Source organism: Pseudomonas sp. R1-43-08 (assembly GCF_003852255.1).
Taxonomy (GTDB): Bacteria; Pseudomonadota; Gammaproteobacteria; order Pseudomonadales; family Pseudomonadaceae; genus Aquipseudomonas.
This window is the reverse complement of the sequence record NZ_CP027734.1, coordinates 539,807-554,975: the sequence shown is the minus strand read 5'-3', so window position 1 is coordinate 554,975 and position 15,169 is coordinate 539,807. Positions and strand designations below refer to the sequence as shown.

Here is a 15,169-nt window from a genome sequence, read left to right as displayed (position 1 = left end):
GCTGTCTGACAATTTACTGCTAATCAACCTGACGAGAGGACTGATCATGGTCTTGCGCTCGGAAATTCTGGTGAACAAAAACGTGCTGCCTACTCAAGAACAAGCTCTGCCTGGCCGTGAAACCCCGATGAACCTGCCGCAGACGCATTTCGTCAACGGCAACCCGCTGCTGGGCCCGTTTACCGACGACGTCGGTTTTGCGATCTTCGGCCTCGGCTGCTTCTGGGGCGCGGAACGCAAATTCTGGGAGCGCGATGGCGTGGTCAGCACCGTGGTCGGCTACGCCGGCGGCTTCACGCCGAACCCGACCTACGAAGAAGTCTGCTCAGGCCTGACCGGCCACAGCGAAGTCGTGCTAGTGGTGTATGACCAGGCCAAAGTGAAATACGAAGACTTGTTGAAGATGTTCTGGGAACTGCACAACCCGACCCAGGGCATGCGCCAGGGCAACGATATCGGCAGCCAATACCGCTCGGTAATCTATGCCACCACGCCGGAGCAACTGGCGGCGGCCAAAGCCAGTGCCCAGGCTTATCAGCAAGAGCTGACCAAGGCCGGCCTGGGCGAGATCACCACCGAAATCGACGAAGCGCCGACGGTGTACTTCGCCGAGGCGTATCACCAGCAGTACCTGGCGAAGAATCCCCAAGGTTATTGCGGCATCGGCGGCACCGGCGTGACCTGCCCGATATAAAGGGGCAACACAGCTCAAAATGTGGGAGGGGGCTTGCCCCCGATTGCGGTGTATCAGTGACAGATGTACTGACTGACACTCCGATATCGGGGGCAAGCCCCCTCCCACACTGGTTTTGTGTCTGGCTTGAGATAAAGCTATTCAGCGATGAGCCAATCCATCTGCCACCCGCCCTGGGTCTGGCCCAGTTGCCTGGACAGCCACGGCAGCAATTCACGCAGCTCCTCTTCCAGGCCCCACGGCGGGTTGGCAATTGCCAGGCCTGAGCCGGTCAGGGTGTTGGGCGTGTCCAGCGGATGCACCAGCAGCTCTACGCGCAACAGTTTCGGCGCACCGGTGCCGGCCAGGTCCTGGTAGAAGCGGCGCAACATGCGCGGGTCTTTCACCGGATACCAGATCGCCGCGACTGTCTGACGCATGCGGCTGACGGCTTCCTTGAGGGACGCCGCGCAACGCTGCATTTCATCGAGCTTTTCAAACGGTGGATCGATCAGCATCAGCGCGCGTTTTTCCGGCACCGGCAACAGGGCGCGCGGCACATGCCAGCCTTCGCCCAGGTGCACCTTGACCCGACGATCACCCTTCATGTTGTCCTTGAGCAACACGCCGTCTTCCGGGTGCTTTTCGTTGAGCAGTACACGGTCCTGGGCGCGAGTCAGGCGCCGCGCCAGCTCCGGCGAACCTGGGTAGTAGCGCAACTGGCCATCCGGGTTCATCTCGTGGAGCACGCGCATGTAATCGGCCGTGAGCGGCGGCAGGTCGCTTGCGCCCCACAGGCGGGCGATGCCTTCCAGGTATTCACCGGTGCGGTTGGCCTGGTCACCCTGCAGGTCGTACAGGCCGATGCCGGCGTGGGTATCGAGGTAGGCGAACGGCTGCTCCTTGCGCGACATCAAGGCGATGAGGCGGGTCAAGGTCAGGTGTTTGAAGACATCGGCGTGGTTGCCGGCGTGAAAGGCGTGACGATAATTCATGGTTGCTCCTGCGCAGGGGGCGAAGTTTACCTTCTACCGGCGCAAAGGTGCAGGGCCGCATGGCGGCTAGTGTTTTTGTCAACTCAACTGCGCAGCGAGGTAATCGGCCAGCGCTGCATGGTTGATCGCCGGCCTGCGCGCGAGCCAGGTGAGCTTGTGCCGCAACGTGCTCGGCGTGAAGGCGGCATACAGATCGGGACGCTGCTCTTGCAGCCATTGCAACAGATTGTCGACGAGTACCTGCGGCGAGTGCTCAGCCAGGTGCCTGAGCAACGGCTCAGGCACTCGCCACCAGGGCCAGGTTTTCGCGGGTGTCACCGGGCCAGTCGCCACTGTCAGCGGCTGGCCATTGATCAGATAACGTCCAAACACCGGCAAGACCGTCCCTGCCTCGTCACCCAATTGCTGCCACATCGGCTGAAACTGAGCGCCATCCCAGAAGCGTAGGAACACCGCCTGGTCATTGGGCATAAACACCTTGGTCAAGCTTTGCAGATGGGCAACTACGGTTTCCAACGGGCTGGAGGACACCGCCAGCCAACCCCAATCCACGGCTTGCACAGTGGCGACCCAATCGAGAAATGCGCTGCCCGACTCGACGATGCCCACGTAAGGCATCACCTCATCCCAAGCGTCGTAGGCCGTGCCGGCCCAGATCGCGTGCGGCGCCGGCCCTGCCGTCATGGCTTGCCAGGCGGCAAGTGGCTTGGCGTCGCTGGTAGTGCCTAGCACGACAAAGATTCGCTCACCGGCAAGCAGCGGGAACTGCGCCAGCCAGGTGCTGGGGTCCATGGGCGTCTGCATCAAGAAACACTCCGTGCATGCTCGGGGATACTGCACTGCCCGTCACGGCAGCGTTCGCACTCTTCACAAAAAGGCGCGCTGCGTTTCAGGCTGGCGATTTGCACAGGGCTCAGGGCGAGCGGGACCGCCGCCAGTGCTGCCTCCTCCAAGCCCGGCCTCAACGGCGCCGCCGCAGGGGCTGGCGCCCCGCCAAGCTGGATCGGCACGCTGCTGAAAATACCGCCCGCCGACAGCGTGATCGACTGCCCTCCCGCCTGAATCGTAACGCTGGCTCCCGCGTCGATAACAATGCTTTGCCCGGCCGCCAACTGAAGGGTGCGACCGGCACGCATGTGCTGAGAACCGCCGACTACCAGGTGGTCATCCTGCTTGAGTTCCGTCAGGCGGTTGCCATGGGTGATGCGCTGCTCTTCGCCCTGCAACTCATGGTGCGATTCGCCGCCCACCCTCACCCGGCGCTGGTTATCGACCTGCACCTGTTGGTCATGCAATACATGCTGGGTCCAGTCGCGCTGAGCGCGCAGGTAGATTTCCTCGGCGCCCTTGCGGTCCTCGATGCGCAGTTCGTTGTAGCCTCCGCCACCAGGGCTGCTCTGGCTGCGAAAAATACTGCGGGTTTTGTCCGCCGGCAGGTCGAGGGGCAAACGATTCGCCGCGTTGGGCAGGCAACCCATGACCAGCGGCATGTCCATGTCGCCATCGACGAAACCCACCAGTACCTCCATGCCGACTCGCGGGATCAGCACCGCCCCATAACGGTCATGGGCCCAGCCGCTCGCCACGCGCAGCCAACAGCTGGAATGATCGTTGTGCTCACCGTCGCGGTCCCAGGCCATCTGCACTTTGACACGACCGTACTCGTCGCAATGGATTTCACTGTCGACAGGCCCGGTGACCACCGCGTTCTGGTAGCTGGATAGGTGCGGCCGGGGCGTGATCAGAGGCGTTCGAAACGGCACATCCCAGGGCGTCACTACAAAATCGTTGCTATAACCCGCAGGCAAGTCATCCCTATAGGTGTCAGGCGCAGACTCTTCCAACACTTGCGATTGTTGCCCCGTGTGGTGCAATTGGGTAACCAGCCACAGGTCATTCCACTCCTGACGCGGGTGGCCAGCCATCTTCAGAAACCGCCCAGTGCCCAAGGCCGGCTGATCGCTGATGCCGCTGGCTTGGCGAAAGTCGCTGCGATGACGCTCCAACACACGCTGTGCCAGGTACTTGCCATGCGCACGATCGGTAAAGTTTCCAGGGTAACGTTGCTCGTCCAGGGGCAGGTGCTGCCCGCTGGAGGCCGTGCTTTCCAACACCAGGCTGGGCTTTTTGAAGTCGTAGGCCCGCAGGTTCACGCCGGCGGTACGGGTTTTCAGCCGCAGGATGAAGCGCTTTATCGCAGGGGCCTCGGCCACCATCCCGGAACCGGCCAGGTAGGGGGTGACCTGGTCCGGCTGGCCAAACACACTCTGGTCATCGCCAAACACCAACAGGTGACGCTCGGGACTGTGCTGAAAGTGATAGTGAATGCCCGACTCAACGCACAAGCGCTGAATGAACTGCAGATCGGTTTCGTCGAACTGAACACAGTACTCACGCTCGGGATATTTTCCGCTCAGGCGGAACACGAAGGTATCACCCTGAATGTCCTGGGCCTCCAACACCCGAGTAATGATCTGCGGCACGGTTTTCTGCTGAAAGATCCTCTGGTGAGTGCTGTGCTCCAGATAGGCCAACTGCGGCACCAGGGTCATCTGGTAACGGGTAAGCCGCTTGCCCGAATCGCCTTGCGCGACCCGGTAAACTCGGCCATGGATACCGTGGCCCTGAGCGTCAAACCCGAGGAACGCCTGACGGTGCAGCAGGCCATCGAGGTCCAGATCGGGTCGCTCGCTAACCAACTCAAGGTCAAAGCGAAAGGGCAGGCTGATAAATTCGTCGCCCATGAACCCATGAACCTTGAGATCATAAGGCTCCCCGTCCAGGGTCAGGTTAAAGGCACTTTGATTGGCAGGAGCGAACATCCGGTGTTTCTCTGCGAAGGGTGGGTGAGTGATTCTGCCTCAGCCGTTTGCCGAGTCGAGCGCTGTGCCGGCAAATAAGTAACGTCCTACATCGACAGTGCCGAAATCCTGCGCAGGGCTTTTTTTCTTCAAAAAAAAGGCCCAGCATCCATAGGACGTGGGCCTTCTTTTCGAATACCAGGCGATCAACGCCCGGCTGTATTACTTATTGAGGTTGTAATCTTTTTCTGCGGCATCAAAGCGCTCGACCATACCGGCAGTCGGTGCACCCATCTTGCTCACGAAGTAGATCGCCAGGCTGGCGAAGATGAAGCCTGGGATGATTTCGTACAGGCCCAGCACTTCGAAGTGCTTCCACACGATCACGGTGATCGCGCCGACCAGGATGCCGGCCAGTGCGCCGTTGCGGGTCATGTTTTTCCAGATCACCGAGATCAGCACCACAGGCCCGAAGGCGGCGCCGAAACCGGCCCAGGCGTAGCTGACCAGGCCCAGTACGCGGTTTTCCGGGTTGGCGGCCATGGCGATGGCGATCAAGGCCACCACCAGCACCATGATCCGACCGACCCACACCAGCTCAAGCTGGGACGCGCCCTTGCGCAGGAATGCCTTGTAGAAATCTTCGGTCAGGGCGCTGGAGCACACCAGCAATTGGCAGCTCAGGGTACTCATGACAGCCGCCAGGATGGCCGACAGCAATACACCGGCAATCCATGGGTTGAACAGGATCTTGGCCAGTTCGATAAACACGCGCTCAGGGTTTTCGGTCACGGGACCGGCCACCTCAGGATGCGCCGAGAAGTAAGCGATGCCGAAGAAGCCCACCGCCACGGTGCCGCCCAGGCACAGGATCATCCAGGTCATGGAGATGCGACGCGCGTTGGCAATCGACTTTACCGAATCCGCCGCCATGAACCGCGCGAGGATGTGCGGCTGGCCGAAATAACCCAGCCCCCAGCCCATCAGCGAGATAACGCCGATGAAGGTGGTGTTTTTCAGCATGTCGAAGCTGGTCGGGTCCTTGGCTTCAATGGCCAGGAAGGTGGTGTCCACGCCGCCGGTCGCCAGCAGTACGATGATCGGCGTCAGGATCAACGCGAAGATCATCAGTGTGGCTTGCACGGTATCGGTCCAGCTGACCGCCAGGAAACCGCCAACAAAGGTGTAGGCAATGGTCGCTGCGGCACCGGCCCACAGGGCAGTCTCGTAGGACATGCCGAAGGTGCTTTCGAACAGGCGGGCACCGGCCACGATGCCGGAGGCGCAGTAAATGGTGAAGAACACCAGGATTACCACAGCGGAGATGATCCGCAGCAGCCCGCTTTTATCTTCGAAGCGGCTGGAGAAGTAATCCGGCAGGGTCAGGGCGTCGCCGTTGTGTTCGGTCTGCACGCGCAGGCGGCCGGCCACGAACAGCCAGTTGAGGTAGGCACCGACGATCAGGCCGATAGCAATCCAGCTTTCCGACAAGCCCGACATGTAGATCGCGCCCGGCAGGCCCATCAACAACCAGCCGCTCATATCGGAAGCGCCGGCGGACAAAGCGGTCACCACGCTACCGAGACTGCGGCCGCCCAGGATGTAATCGGAAAGGTTATTGGTGGAGCGATAGGCCATCAAGCCGATCAGTACCATTGCTGCGATGTAGATCACGAACGTGATCAGGGTGGGATTACTAACGCTCATAGAAGTGACGCCCTGGCTTTGTTTTTATGTAGCGACGGTCTGTCAGCGCGCTACCGGTGGTTAACCGGTAAACGATGCTGCCTGCCGCGCATTTATGACTGGCGTTTCCCCAGGAAAGCCGCCAGCCGATGAACCGACCTGTGGAAGTGGTTGCACCTTGGTGCGCGAATGCTATTCAACAAAGCAAATAAGGTGCAACCAGTTTCTCGCGAATAAGTTGCACCTACGCGGATTTCAGGACAAACACCGGTTTTTTGCTCCTTTTCGGAGCAAGAACAATCCATCTCAGAAGCAAATGCACCAACAAGAAGTCAATTCGAGAGAAGGCCGGAATTTTTCCGATCAACCGTCGGAAATTTCCTGAATAAAAAGGGTTGCACCCGGTTGCACCTCTTCATGGGCGAGGCTAATCTTGCCGCCAGCAGATGCCACTCGGTAGTGGCACCCATGAGGATAAGAAAATGGCTACGACCACCCTTGGGGTCAAACTCGACGACCCGACCCGCGAGCGCCTGAAGGCTGCCGCGTCCTCCATTGATCGCACGCCGCACTGGCTGATCAAACAGGCAATTTTCAATTACCTGGAGAAACTCGAGGGTGGTGCAACCCTTTCCGAGCTCAACGGCTCGGGCAGCAAGGATGCCGACGACGCTGGCGAAGTCCAGCATGACCACGCCCACCAGTGCTTCCTTGAGTTCGCCGAGAGCATCCTGCCGCAATCGGTACTGCGCGCCTCGATCACCGCCGCTTACCGTCGCCCCGAGCCGGAAGTGGTGCCGATGTTGATCGAGCAGGCGCGCCTGCCGGTAGAGATGGCCGAAGCCACCAACAAGCTGGCCGCCACGATTGCGGAAAAATTGCGCAACCAGAAAAGCGCTGGCGGCCGTGCCGGTATCGTTCAGGGCCTGCTGCAGGAATTTTCCCTGTCGTCCCAGGAAGGCGTGGCGCTGATGTGCCTGGCCGAAGCGCTGCTGCGCATCCCCGACAAAGGCACGCGCGATGCGCTGATTCGCGACAAGATCAGCACCGGCAACTGGCACCCCCACCTGGGCAACAGCCCGTCGCTGTTCGTCAATGCTGCTACCTGGGGCCTGCTGTTGACCGGCAAACTGGTCGCGACCCATAACGAAGCAGGCTTGACCTCGTCCCTGAGCCGCATCATCGGCAAAAGCGGCGAGCCGATGATCCGCAAGGGCGTCGACATGGCCATGCGCCTGATGGGTGAACAGTTCGTCACCGGCGAGACCATCGCCGAAGCCCTGGCCAACGCGAGCAAGTTCGAAGCCAAGGGCTTCCGCTATTCCTACGACATGCTCGGGGAAGCCGCCCTCACCGAACACGACGCCCAGAAGTACCTGGCTTCGTACGAACAAGCCATTCACTCCATCGGCAAAGCGTCCCACGGCCGTGGGATCTATGAAGGCCCAGGCATCTCCATCAAGCTCTCCGCCCTGCACCCGCGTTACAGCCGCGCGCAGTACGAGCGGGTGATGGACGAACTGTACCCGCGCCTGTTGTCGCTGACCCTGTTGGCCAAGCAATACGACATCGGCCTGAACATCGATGCCGAAGAAGCCGACCGCCTCGAGTTGTCCCTGGACCTGCTCGAGCGCCTGTGCTTCGAGCCGCAACTGACTGGCTGGAACGGTATCGGTTTCGTGATCCAGGCCTACCAGAAGCGTTGCCCTTACGTGATCGACTACGTGATCGACCTGGCACGCCGCAGCCGCCACCGCCTGATGATCCGTCTGGTCAAAGGCGCGTACTGGGACAGCGAAATCAAGCGCGCCCAGGTTGAAGGCCTGGAAGGCTACCCCGTGTACACCCGCAAGGTGTACACCGACGTTTCCTACATTGCCTGCGCACGCAAACTGCTGTCGGTGCCGGAAGCCATCTACCCGCAGTTCGCCACGCACAACGCCCATACGCTGTCGGCCATCTATCACATTGCCGGTCAGAACTATTACCCCGGCCAGTACGAGTTCCAATGCCTGCACGGCATGGGTGAACCGCTGTACGAACAAGTGGTGGGCAAAGTTTCCGAAGGCAAGCTGAACCGTCCGTGCCGCGTGTACGCACCGGTCGGCACTCACGAAACACTGCTGGCGTACCTGGTGCGCCGCTTGCTGGAAAACGGTGCGAACACCTCGTTCGTCAACCGCATCGCCGACCACTCCATCTCGATTCAGGAGCTGGTAGCCGATCCAGTGGCGAACATCGAGCAGATGGCGACAGCGGAAGGCGGCTTCGGCCTGCCGCACCCGCGTATCCCGCTGCCGCGTGACCTGTACGGCAGCGACCGCGCCAACTCGGCCGGTATCGACCTGGCCAACGAGCATCGCCTGGCATCGTTGTCCTGCGCCCTGCTGGCCACCGCCCACAACGACTGGACAGCCGCGCCGATGCTCGGTTGCGCCGCCAGCGAGCAACCGGCTGCAGCGGTGCTGAACCCGTCCGACGTGCGCGATGTGGTCGGTCACGTTCAGGAGGCCACCGTCGAAGACGTCGACAATGCCATCCAGTGCGCCATCAGCGCCGCCCCGATCTGGCAGGCCACCCCGCCCGCCGAACGCGCCGCAATTCTGGAGCGCGCCGCCGACCTGATGGAAGGCGAGATCCAGCCATTGATGGGCCTGCTGGCCCGTGAAGCCGGCAAGACCTTCGCCAATGCCATCGCTGAAGTGCGCGAAGCCGTGGACTTCCTGCGCTACTACGCGGTGCAGGCGCGTAATGATTTCACCAACGACGCCCACCGCCCGTTGGGTCCGGTGGTGTGCATCAGCCCGTGGAACTTCCCGCTGGCGATCTTCAGCGGCCAGGTGGCGGCGGCATTGGCTGCCGGTAACCCGGTGCTGGCCAAACCCGCCGAACAAACCCCGTTGGTCGCCGCCCAGGCCGTGCGCATCCTGCTCGAAGCCGGCATCCCGCAAGGCGTGCTGCAATTGCTGCCAGGCCAGGGCGAAAGTGTCGGTGCCCGCCTGGTCGGTGATGATCGTGTCAAAGGCGTGATGTTCACTGGCTCCACCGAGGTTGCGCGCTTGCTGCAACGCAATGTCGCCGGTCGCCTGGATGCCCAGGGCCGTCCGATTCCGCTGATCGCCGAAACCGGTGGCCAGAACGCCATGATCGTGGATTCCTCGGCGCTCACCGAACAAGTGGTGATTGACGTGGTGTCGTCGGCCTTCGACAGCGCCGGCCAACGTTGCTCGGCCCTGCGCGTGTTGTGCCTGCAGGAAGATTCGGCAGACCGTGTCATCGAAATGCTCAAGGGCGCCATGGCGGAATGCCGCCTGGGTAACCCGGAACGCCTGTCGGTGGATATCGGCCCGGTGATCGACGCCGAAGCCAAGGCTGGTATCGAGAAACACATCCAGGCCATGCGCGACAAAGGCCGCAACGTTTATCAGGTGGCGATCGCCGATGGCGAAGAGATCAAGCGTGGCACCTTCGTGATGCCCACCCTGATCGAACTGGAAAGCTTCGACGAGCTGCAACGCGAAATCTTCGGCCCGGTGCTGCACGTGGTGCGCTACAAGCGCAAAGAGATCGACCAGCTCATCGGCCAGATCAATGCCTCCGGCTACGGCCTGACCCTGGGCGTGCACACCCGCATCGACGAGACCATCGCCAAGGTGATCGACAACGTCAATGCCGGTAACGTCTACGTCAACCGAAACATCGTGGGTGCCGTGGTGGGCGTGCAGCCGTTCGGCGGCGAAGGCCTGTCGGGTACCGGCCCGAAAGCCGGTGGCCCGCTGTACCTGTACCGCCTGCTGTCGACTCGTCCTACCGATGCGATCGAGCAATCCTTCGTACGTGGCGACGCATTGACTGCACCGGACCTGCGCCTGCGCGACGCCATGAGCCAACCGCTGACCGCGTTGAAAACCTGGGCCGACAGCCACAACTTCAGCGAACTGAGCGCCCTGTGCAGCCAATTCGCCGCCCAGTCGCAAAGCGGTATCACCCGCCAACTGGCCGGCCCGACCGGCGAGCGCAACAGCTATGCGATCCTGCCGCGTGAACACGTGCTGTGCCTGGCGGAAGTGGAAGGTGACCTGCTGACCCAACTCGCTGCGGTATTGGCGGTAGGCGGTTCGGCGGTATGGCCGGAAACCGAACTGACCAAGGCCGTGTTCCCACGCCTGCCGAAAGATATTCAGGCGAAGATCAAGCGCGTGGCCGACTGGACCAAGGACGACGTGGTGTTCGACGCTGTCCTGCATCACGGTGATTCCGACCAACTGCGTGCGGTGTGCCAGCAAGTGGCGCAGCGCGGTGGGGCGATTGTTGGGGTGCATGGTTTATCCCAGGGTGAGACGTCCATTGCCCTGGAGCGGTTGGTGATCGAGCGGGCGTTGAGCGTTAACACCGCTGCTGCCGGCGGTAATGCGAGCCTGATGACCATCGGTTAAACGCGGGCTGATCGTTCCCACGCTCCGCGTGGGAACGCAGCTCAAGGACGCTCTGCGTCCAGAAGCGTGACGCGGAGCGTCAAGAGAGGCGTTTCCACGCAGAGCGTGGGAACGATCTTAAACACACTGCTATCGGGGGCAAGCCCCCTCCCACATTTGGCCTCAGTTCAATTCCCTGCCTGCGTTTTGCTCCTCCATCACCCAGATCAATCTTGCTATCCAGCCTCTATTCGCGCACTTAGACTCACGGCAATTCCTTAAAGGTAAGCCGCCATGTCCGAGACGCTGCTCAGTTCCCGCAATCTGGCTTTCGAGCTGTATGAAGTCCTCGATGCCGAGGGCCTGACCCAGCGCGAGCGGTTTGCCGAGCACAATCGCGAAACCTTCGACGCCGCCATCAGCACAGCGCGCAACATTGCCGAAAAGTACTTCGCGCCTCACAACCGGAAAAACGACGAGAACGAACCGCGTTACGAAGACGGTAAGGCGATTCTGATTCCGGAAGTGAAACCGGCGGTGGATGCTTTCCTGGAAGCCGGTTTCCTCAATGCCGCCCGCAGCTTCGAAGCCGGCGGCATGCAGTTGCCGACCCTGCTGTCCCAGGCCTGCTTCGCTCACTTCCAATCCGCCAACGCGGCCTCTACGTCTTATCCGTTCCTGACCATGGGCGCCGCCAACCTGATCGAAAGTTTCGGCACCGAGGAGCAGAAACAGCGCTTCCTGCAACCGATGATCGAAGGCCGCTTCTTCGGCACCATGGCCTTGACCGAGCCGCACGCTGGCTCATCCCTGTCGGATATTCGTACCCGCGCGGAGCCTGCGGCTGACGGCAGCTATCGGCTGAAAGGCAACAAGATCTTCATCTCCGGTGGCGACCATCCGCTGTCGGAAAACATCGTGCATATGGTGCTGGCCAAGCTGCCCGATGCACCGGCCGGGGTGAAGGGCATTTCGCTGTTTATCGTGCCCAAATTCCTGGTCAACGCTGACGGCAGCCTGGGCGAGCGCAACGATGTACTGCTGGCCGGGCTGTTTCACAAGATGGGCTGGCGCGGCACCACGTCCACAGCACTCAATTTTGGCGATAACGGCAACTGTGTCGGCTATCTGGTGGGCAAACCGCACCAGGGCCTGAGTTGCATGTTCCAGATGATGAACGAGGCACGGATCGGCGTCGGCATGGGCGCGGTGATGCTCGGTTACGCGGGCTATCTCTACTCGCTGGAGTACGCCCGCGAGCGTCCGCAAGGCCGCCTGCCGGACAGCAAGGACCCAAGCACCGCGCCGGTGTCGATCATCCAGCACGCCGATATCAAGCGTATGCTGCTGACCCAAAAGGCCTACGTGGAAGGCGCCTTCGACCTGGGCCTGTACGCCGCACGCCTGTTCGACGACACCACCACCCTGCCAAGCGAAACCGAACGCAAACAAGCCCACGAGTTGCTGGACCTGCTGACCCCCATCGTCAAATCCTGGCCGTCAGAGTTCTGCCTCAAGGCCAACGAACTGGCGATCCAGATTCTCGGCGGCCATGGCTATACCCGCGAGTACCCGGTCGAGCAGTACTATCGCGATAACCGCCTGAATCCGATCCACGAAGGCACCCATGGCATCCAGTCCCTGGACCTGCTTGGGCGTAAGTTGGCGCAGAACGGCGGGGCCGGGCTCAAGCAATTGATTCGATTGATCGCCGAGACAGGTGCCCGAGCGCAGCCATACCCATCGCTCACCGCACTGAGGGAACCGCTGGAGCAATTGGTCAATCGCCTGCAAACGGTCACCCTCGGCCTGCTGAGCGATCTCGCCCAGGGCAAGATCAACAGCAGCCTGGCGAACTCGGCGCTGTACCTGAAAGTGTTCGGGCACACGGTGATTGGCTGGCGCTGGCTGGAACAGGCGATTCGCGCCGAAGAAGGTCTGGCCAAGGGCAATGCGGCCGATGTGGCCTTCTATAAAGGCAAGCTCCAGGCCGCCCGGTACTTCCTGACCTGGGAAGTACCAAGCTGCCATCATGAACTGGCGATTCTGGAGGCACGCGACGATACGTGCCTGGGCATGCAGGATGCGTGGTTCTAAGGCTGGATCGCCTTGGAAATCACCTCGACCGTGGCGCTGACTTGCTCTTGGTAACGGTCGAGTTCCTGTTGGTGAGCCTGCTGCATTTCGATCTGCTCGGCGCACAGGTTCAGCGCGGCCAATACCAATAATTTGTCACCAATGAGGGTAGGGTACTTTTTCTTGGTCGTGGCCAGGGAAGCCTTGAGCATGGTCACGGCGTGCATCAGGGTCTGGTCTTCCCCGGCCGGCGCCTTGATCGAGTAATCCTCACCGAGAATCGAAACGACCTTTATCCCTTCATTCATGCGCTGACAGGCCCTGCGCTCACACGCTCAACCAGTGCCTGGATGCGGGCGGCGGTGGCGCCATGCTTTTCTTCCTGTTCCATCAGGTTCAGTTGCAGGCTGTCGTTTTCGTCCTTGGCCTGGGCCAGCTGCGCCTTGAGGGATTCGTTGCTGCTCAGCAGGTCCTGGTTCTGCTGTACCAGGTCGTTGACCAGTTGTTCCAGTTGGCTGAGGGATGCTTCTAACATTTTGATTTCTCGGGCTTTTTAAAAGGGCGGTGACGATAAAGAAAATTCACCTCGGATGCCAGGGTTATCCCCGGCGCGCAGCCCGATGTTCAAGGGCCGGGCCGCGCTTTCGAGCCTTAGTGACTGCAATTACCCGATCTGGTTCCTGAATCCGTGCAACCCCCGGTCAGCTGCGACAAAAGCGCGCGCCCCCTTAAGACTTTAGTCGCAGGGCCGATACGCGATGCACACCCCGTCTCATGGCCGCACGGATCGCGCTTCTCCCAGGATTCCAGCATGTCCCTTCGTAATATGAATATCGCCCCGAGGGCTTTCCTCGGCTTCGCGTTTATCGGCGCGTTGATGTTGTTTCTCGGCGTGTTCGCCCTGAACCAGATGAGCAAGATCCGTGCTGCCACCGAAGACATCACCCTGTCCAGCGTGCCAAGCATCCGCGCCCTCGACGAATTCACCCAGCTGACCTTGCGCCTGCGCGTGTTGTCGTACCGCTTGCTCACCAACCGCGAGCCGGAGGTACAGCAAAAAACCCTGGAAGCCTTCGACGTGCGCAACCAGCAGATCCGCACCGCCCAGGGCGTGTATGAAAAGCTGATCGAGAGCCGCGAAGAACGCGCGACCTACGATGAATACGTGCGATTGCTGGCCCAGTACCATCAGATCGAAGAGCGCATGAAAAGCCTGTCCCGGGCCAACCAGGTCGACGAATTGCGCGCCCTGCTCAACACCGAACTGCTGAACAACTCCGAGCAGGTCAATGCGGTGCTCGGCCGCCTGCTGGAAATCAATAACAGCATGGCCCTGGACACCAACCAGCAGGCCAAAGACCAGTACGACCTGGCTTTCAACATGGTCGTGGGCCTGCTGGTGATCGCCACTGCGCTGACCCTGTTGTTCGCCTGGCTGCTGACCCGCAGCATCACCGTGCCGATTTCCCAAGCGCTGGAAGCGGCCGAAGAAGTGGCCGAAGGCAACCTCACGCGCCCGATCAAAGTCGACGGCAACGATGAGGCCGGCCGCCTGCTCGCCGCCATGGCCAAGATGCAGGACAAACTGCGCGACACCCTGCAACGTATCGCCGGCTCCGCCACGCAGCTGGCGTCGGCCGCCGAAGAGCTCAACGCCGTCACCGACGAAAGCGCGCGTGGCCTGACCCAGCAGAACAATGAGATCGAACAGGCCGCCACCGCCGTGAACGAGATGACCAGTGCGGTCGAGGAAGTCGCCCGTAATGCCGTGAGCACCTCTGAAGCCTCGCGCAACGCCACCACCTCGGCCGGTGATGGCCGTGACCTGGTACAGGAAACCGTCAGCGCCATCGAACGCATGAGCGGCGACGTGCAAGCCACCGCCACCTTGATCGGTGAGTTGGCCAATGAATCCCGCGATATCGGCAAAGTGCTGGACGTGATCCGTGGCCTGGCCGACCAGACCAACCTGCTGGCCCTCAACGCGGCCATCGAAGCGGCGCGGGCCGGTGAGGCCGGGCGTGGTTTTGCGGTAGTGGCGGACGAGGTACGCGCGTTGGCCCATCGCACCCAGCAGTCCACCAGCGAGATCGAGCGCATGATCGGCAGCATCCAGGCCGGCACCGAGCATGCGGTGGATTCGATGCGCAACAGCACTGAGCGCGCCGAATCCACGCTGAACATCGCCAAGGGCGCAGGGATGTCGCTGGACACCATCAACACGGCAATTGTCGAGATCAACGAGCGCAACCTGGTGATCGCCAGTGCAGCGGAAGAGCAGGCGCAGGTCGCGCGGGAAGTCGACCGTAACCTGGTGAATATCCGCGATCTGTCGGTGCAATCGGCGACAGGCGCCAGCCAGACCAGCGCGGCGAGCAGCGAGTTGTCGCGCCTGGCAGTGGATTTGAACGGCATGGTGGGCCGCTTCCGGCTGTAAAAATGTGGGAGGGGGCTTGATCGTTCCCACGCTCCGCGTGGGAATGCCTCAGGTGACGCTTTGCGTCACGACGTCAAGAGCGGACG

At 61.2% G+C, this 15,169-nt stretch carries 10 protein-coding genes and 1 pseudogene; 5 read left to right on the top strand and 6 right to left on the bottom strand.

All coding sequences use genetic code 11. The features are described 5' to 3' along the window. Positions 1 to 46: 46 nt before the first annotated feature. Positions 47 to 694 carry a peptide-methionine (S)-S-oxide reductase MsrA gene (gene msrA / locus C4J87_RS02340; protein WP_124365575.1) on the top strand — a complete coding sequence of 216 codons (648 nt, stop codon included), beginning with the start codon at positions 47 to 49 and terminating at the stop codon, positions 692 to 694. Between the two features lie 137 nt (positions 695 to 831). Here the strand turns inward: msrA and C4J87_RS02335 are convergent, their stop codons facing one another. The 4 genes from C4J87_RS02335 to putP all read right to left on the bottom strand — a co-directional run bounded on the left by C4J87_RS02335 (position 832) and on the right by putP (position 6,176). Next, on the bottom strand, positions 832 to 1,668 hold the full coding sequence (locus C4J87_RS02335; RefSeq protein WP_124365574.1) for a 23S rRNA (adenine(2030)-N(6))-methyltransferase RlmJ: 837 nt from the start codon (positions 1,666 to 1,668) through the stop codon (positions 832 to 834). A gap of 78 nt (positions 1,669 to 1,746) precedes the next feature. Beyond that, a complete protein-coding gene (locus C4J87_RS02330; RefSeq protein ID WP_124365573.1) occupies positions 1,747 to 2,472 on the bottom strand; it encodes a DUF4123 domain-containing protein in 726 nt (241 codons plus the stop codon). Further along, positions 2,472 to 4,490 carry a type VI secretion system tip protein TssI/VgrG gene (gene tssI / locus C4J87_RS02325; RefSeq protein WP_124365572.1) on the bottom strand — a complete coding sequence of 673 codons (2,019 nt, stop codon included), beginning with the start codon at positions 4,488 to 4,490 and terminating at the stop codon, positions 2,472 to 2,474. Before tssI ends, C4J87_RS02330 begins: the two co-directional genes overlap by 1 nt. Positions 4,491 to 4,691: 201 nt before the next feature. Beyond that, positions 4,692 to 6,176: a sodium/proline symporter PutP gene (gene putP, locus C4J87_RS02320; RefSeq protein WP_124365571.1), complete on the bottom strand. Its 1,485-nt coding sequence runs from the start codon at positions 6,174 to 6,176 to the stop codon at positions 4,692 to 4,694. Positions 6,177 to 6,637: 461 nt separating this feature from the next. Between putP and putA the strand changes: the two genes are divergently transcribed. Then, complete coding sequence (gene putA, locus C4J87_RS02315; protein WP_124365570.1) at positions 6,638 to 10,591, top strand: trifunctional transcriptional regulator/proline dehydrogenase/L-glutamate gamma-semialdehyde dehydrogenase; 3,954 nt, start codon at positions 6,638 to 6,640, stop codon at positions 10,589 to 10,591. Positions 10,592 to 10,864: 273 nt separating this feature from the next. Further along, positions 10,865 to 12,667, top strand: coding sequence for an acyl-CoA dehydrogenase (locus C4J87_RS02310; protein ID WP_124365569.1), 1,803 nt, complete (start codon positions 10,865 to 10,867; stop codon positions 12,665 to 12,667). Here C4J87_RS02310 and C4J87_RS02305 read toward each other — a convergent pair. Together C4J87_RS02305 and C4J87_RS02300 are read right to left on the bottom strand one after the other, a co-directional pair. Then, entirely contained in the window at positions 12,664 to 12,954 is a 291-nt protein-coding gene (locus C4J87_RS02305; RefSeq protein ID WP_057724383.1) for a cell division protein ZapA, read from the bottom strand. The two genes, C4J87_RS02310 and C4J87_RS02305, sit on opposite strands and share 4 nt — an antisense overlap. Then, entirely contained in the window at positions 12,951 to 13,181 is a 231-nt protein-coding gene (locus C4J87_RS02300) for a hypothetical protein (protein WP_124360957.1), read from the bottom strand. The genes C4J87_RS02305 and C4J87_RS02300 overlap by 4 nt, the downstream gene beginning before the upstream one ends. Positions 13,182 to 13,457: 276 nt before the next feature. Here C4J87_RS02300 and C4J87_RS26575 point away from each other — a divergent pair. Then, positions 13,458 to 14,228, top strand: a pseudogene (locus C4J87_RS26575) (MCP four helix bundle domain-containing protein); the annotation flags it as partial. Further along, positions 14,211 to 15,083 (top strand): methyl-accepting chemotaxis protein, encoded by an 873-nt coding sequence (locus tag C4J87_RS26570; protein WP_371850830.1) that lies wholly within the window; start codon positions 14,211 to 14,213, stop codon positions 15,081 to 15,083. The pseudogene C4J87_RS26575 and the gene C4J87_RS26570, both read left to right, overlap by 18 nt. The last annotated feature ends 86 nt before the right edge of the window (positions 15,084 to 15,169 follow it).

What these genes read in the sequence shown, in the direction of transcription:
- C4J87_RS02300 (WP_124360957.1), bottom strand. Translation starts at nt 13,181, where the DNA reads ATGTTAGAAGCATCCCTCAGCCAACTGGAACAACTGGTCAACGACCTG.
- C4J87_RS02330 (WP_124365573.1), bottom strand. Translation starts at nt 2,472, where the DNA reads ATGCAGACGCCCATGGACCCCAGCACCTGGCTGGCGCAGTTCCCGCTG.
- msrA (WP_124365575.1), top strand. Translation starts at nt 47, where the DNA reads ATGGTCTTGCGCTCGGAAATTCTGGTGAACAAAAACGTGCTGCCTACT.
- C4J87_RS02305 (WP_057724383.1), bottom strand. Translation starts at nt 12,954, where the DNA reads ATGAATGAAGGGATAAAGGTCGTTTCGATTCTCGGTGAGGATTACTCG.
- C4J87_RS02310 (WP_124365569.1), top strand. Translation starts at nt 10,865, where the DNA reads ATGTCCGAGACGCTGCTCAGTTCCCGCAATCTGGCTTTCGAGCTGTAT.
- putP (WP_124365571.1), bottom strand. Translation starts at nt 6,176, where the DNA reads ATGAGCGTTAGTAATCCCACCCTGATCACGTTCGTGATCTACATCGCA.
- putA (WP_124365570.1), top strand. Translation starts at nt 6,638, where the DNA reads ATGGCTACGACCACCCTTGGGGTCAAACTCGACGACCCGACCCGCGAG.
- C4J87_RS02335 (WP_124365574.1), bottom strand. Translation starts at nt 1,668, where the DNA reads ATGAATTATCGTCACGCCTTTCACGCCGGCAACCACGCCGATGTCTTC.
- tssI (WP_124365572.1), bottom strand. Translation starts at nt 4,490, where the DNA reads ATGTTCGCTCCTGCCAATCAAAGTGCCTTTAACCTGACCCTGGACGGG.
- C4J87_RS26570 (WP_371850830.1), top strand. Translation starts at nt 14,211, where the DNA reads ATGGCCAAGATGCAGGACAAACTGCGCGACACCCTGCAACGTATCGCC.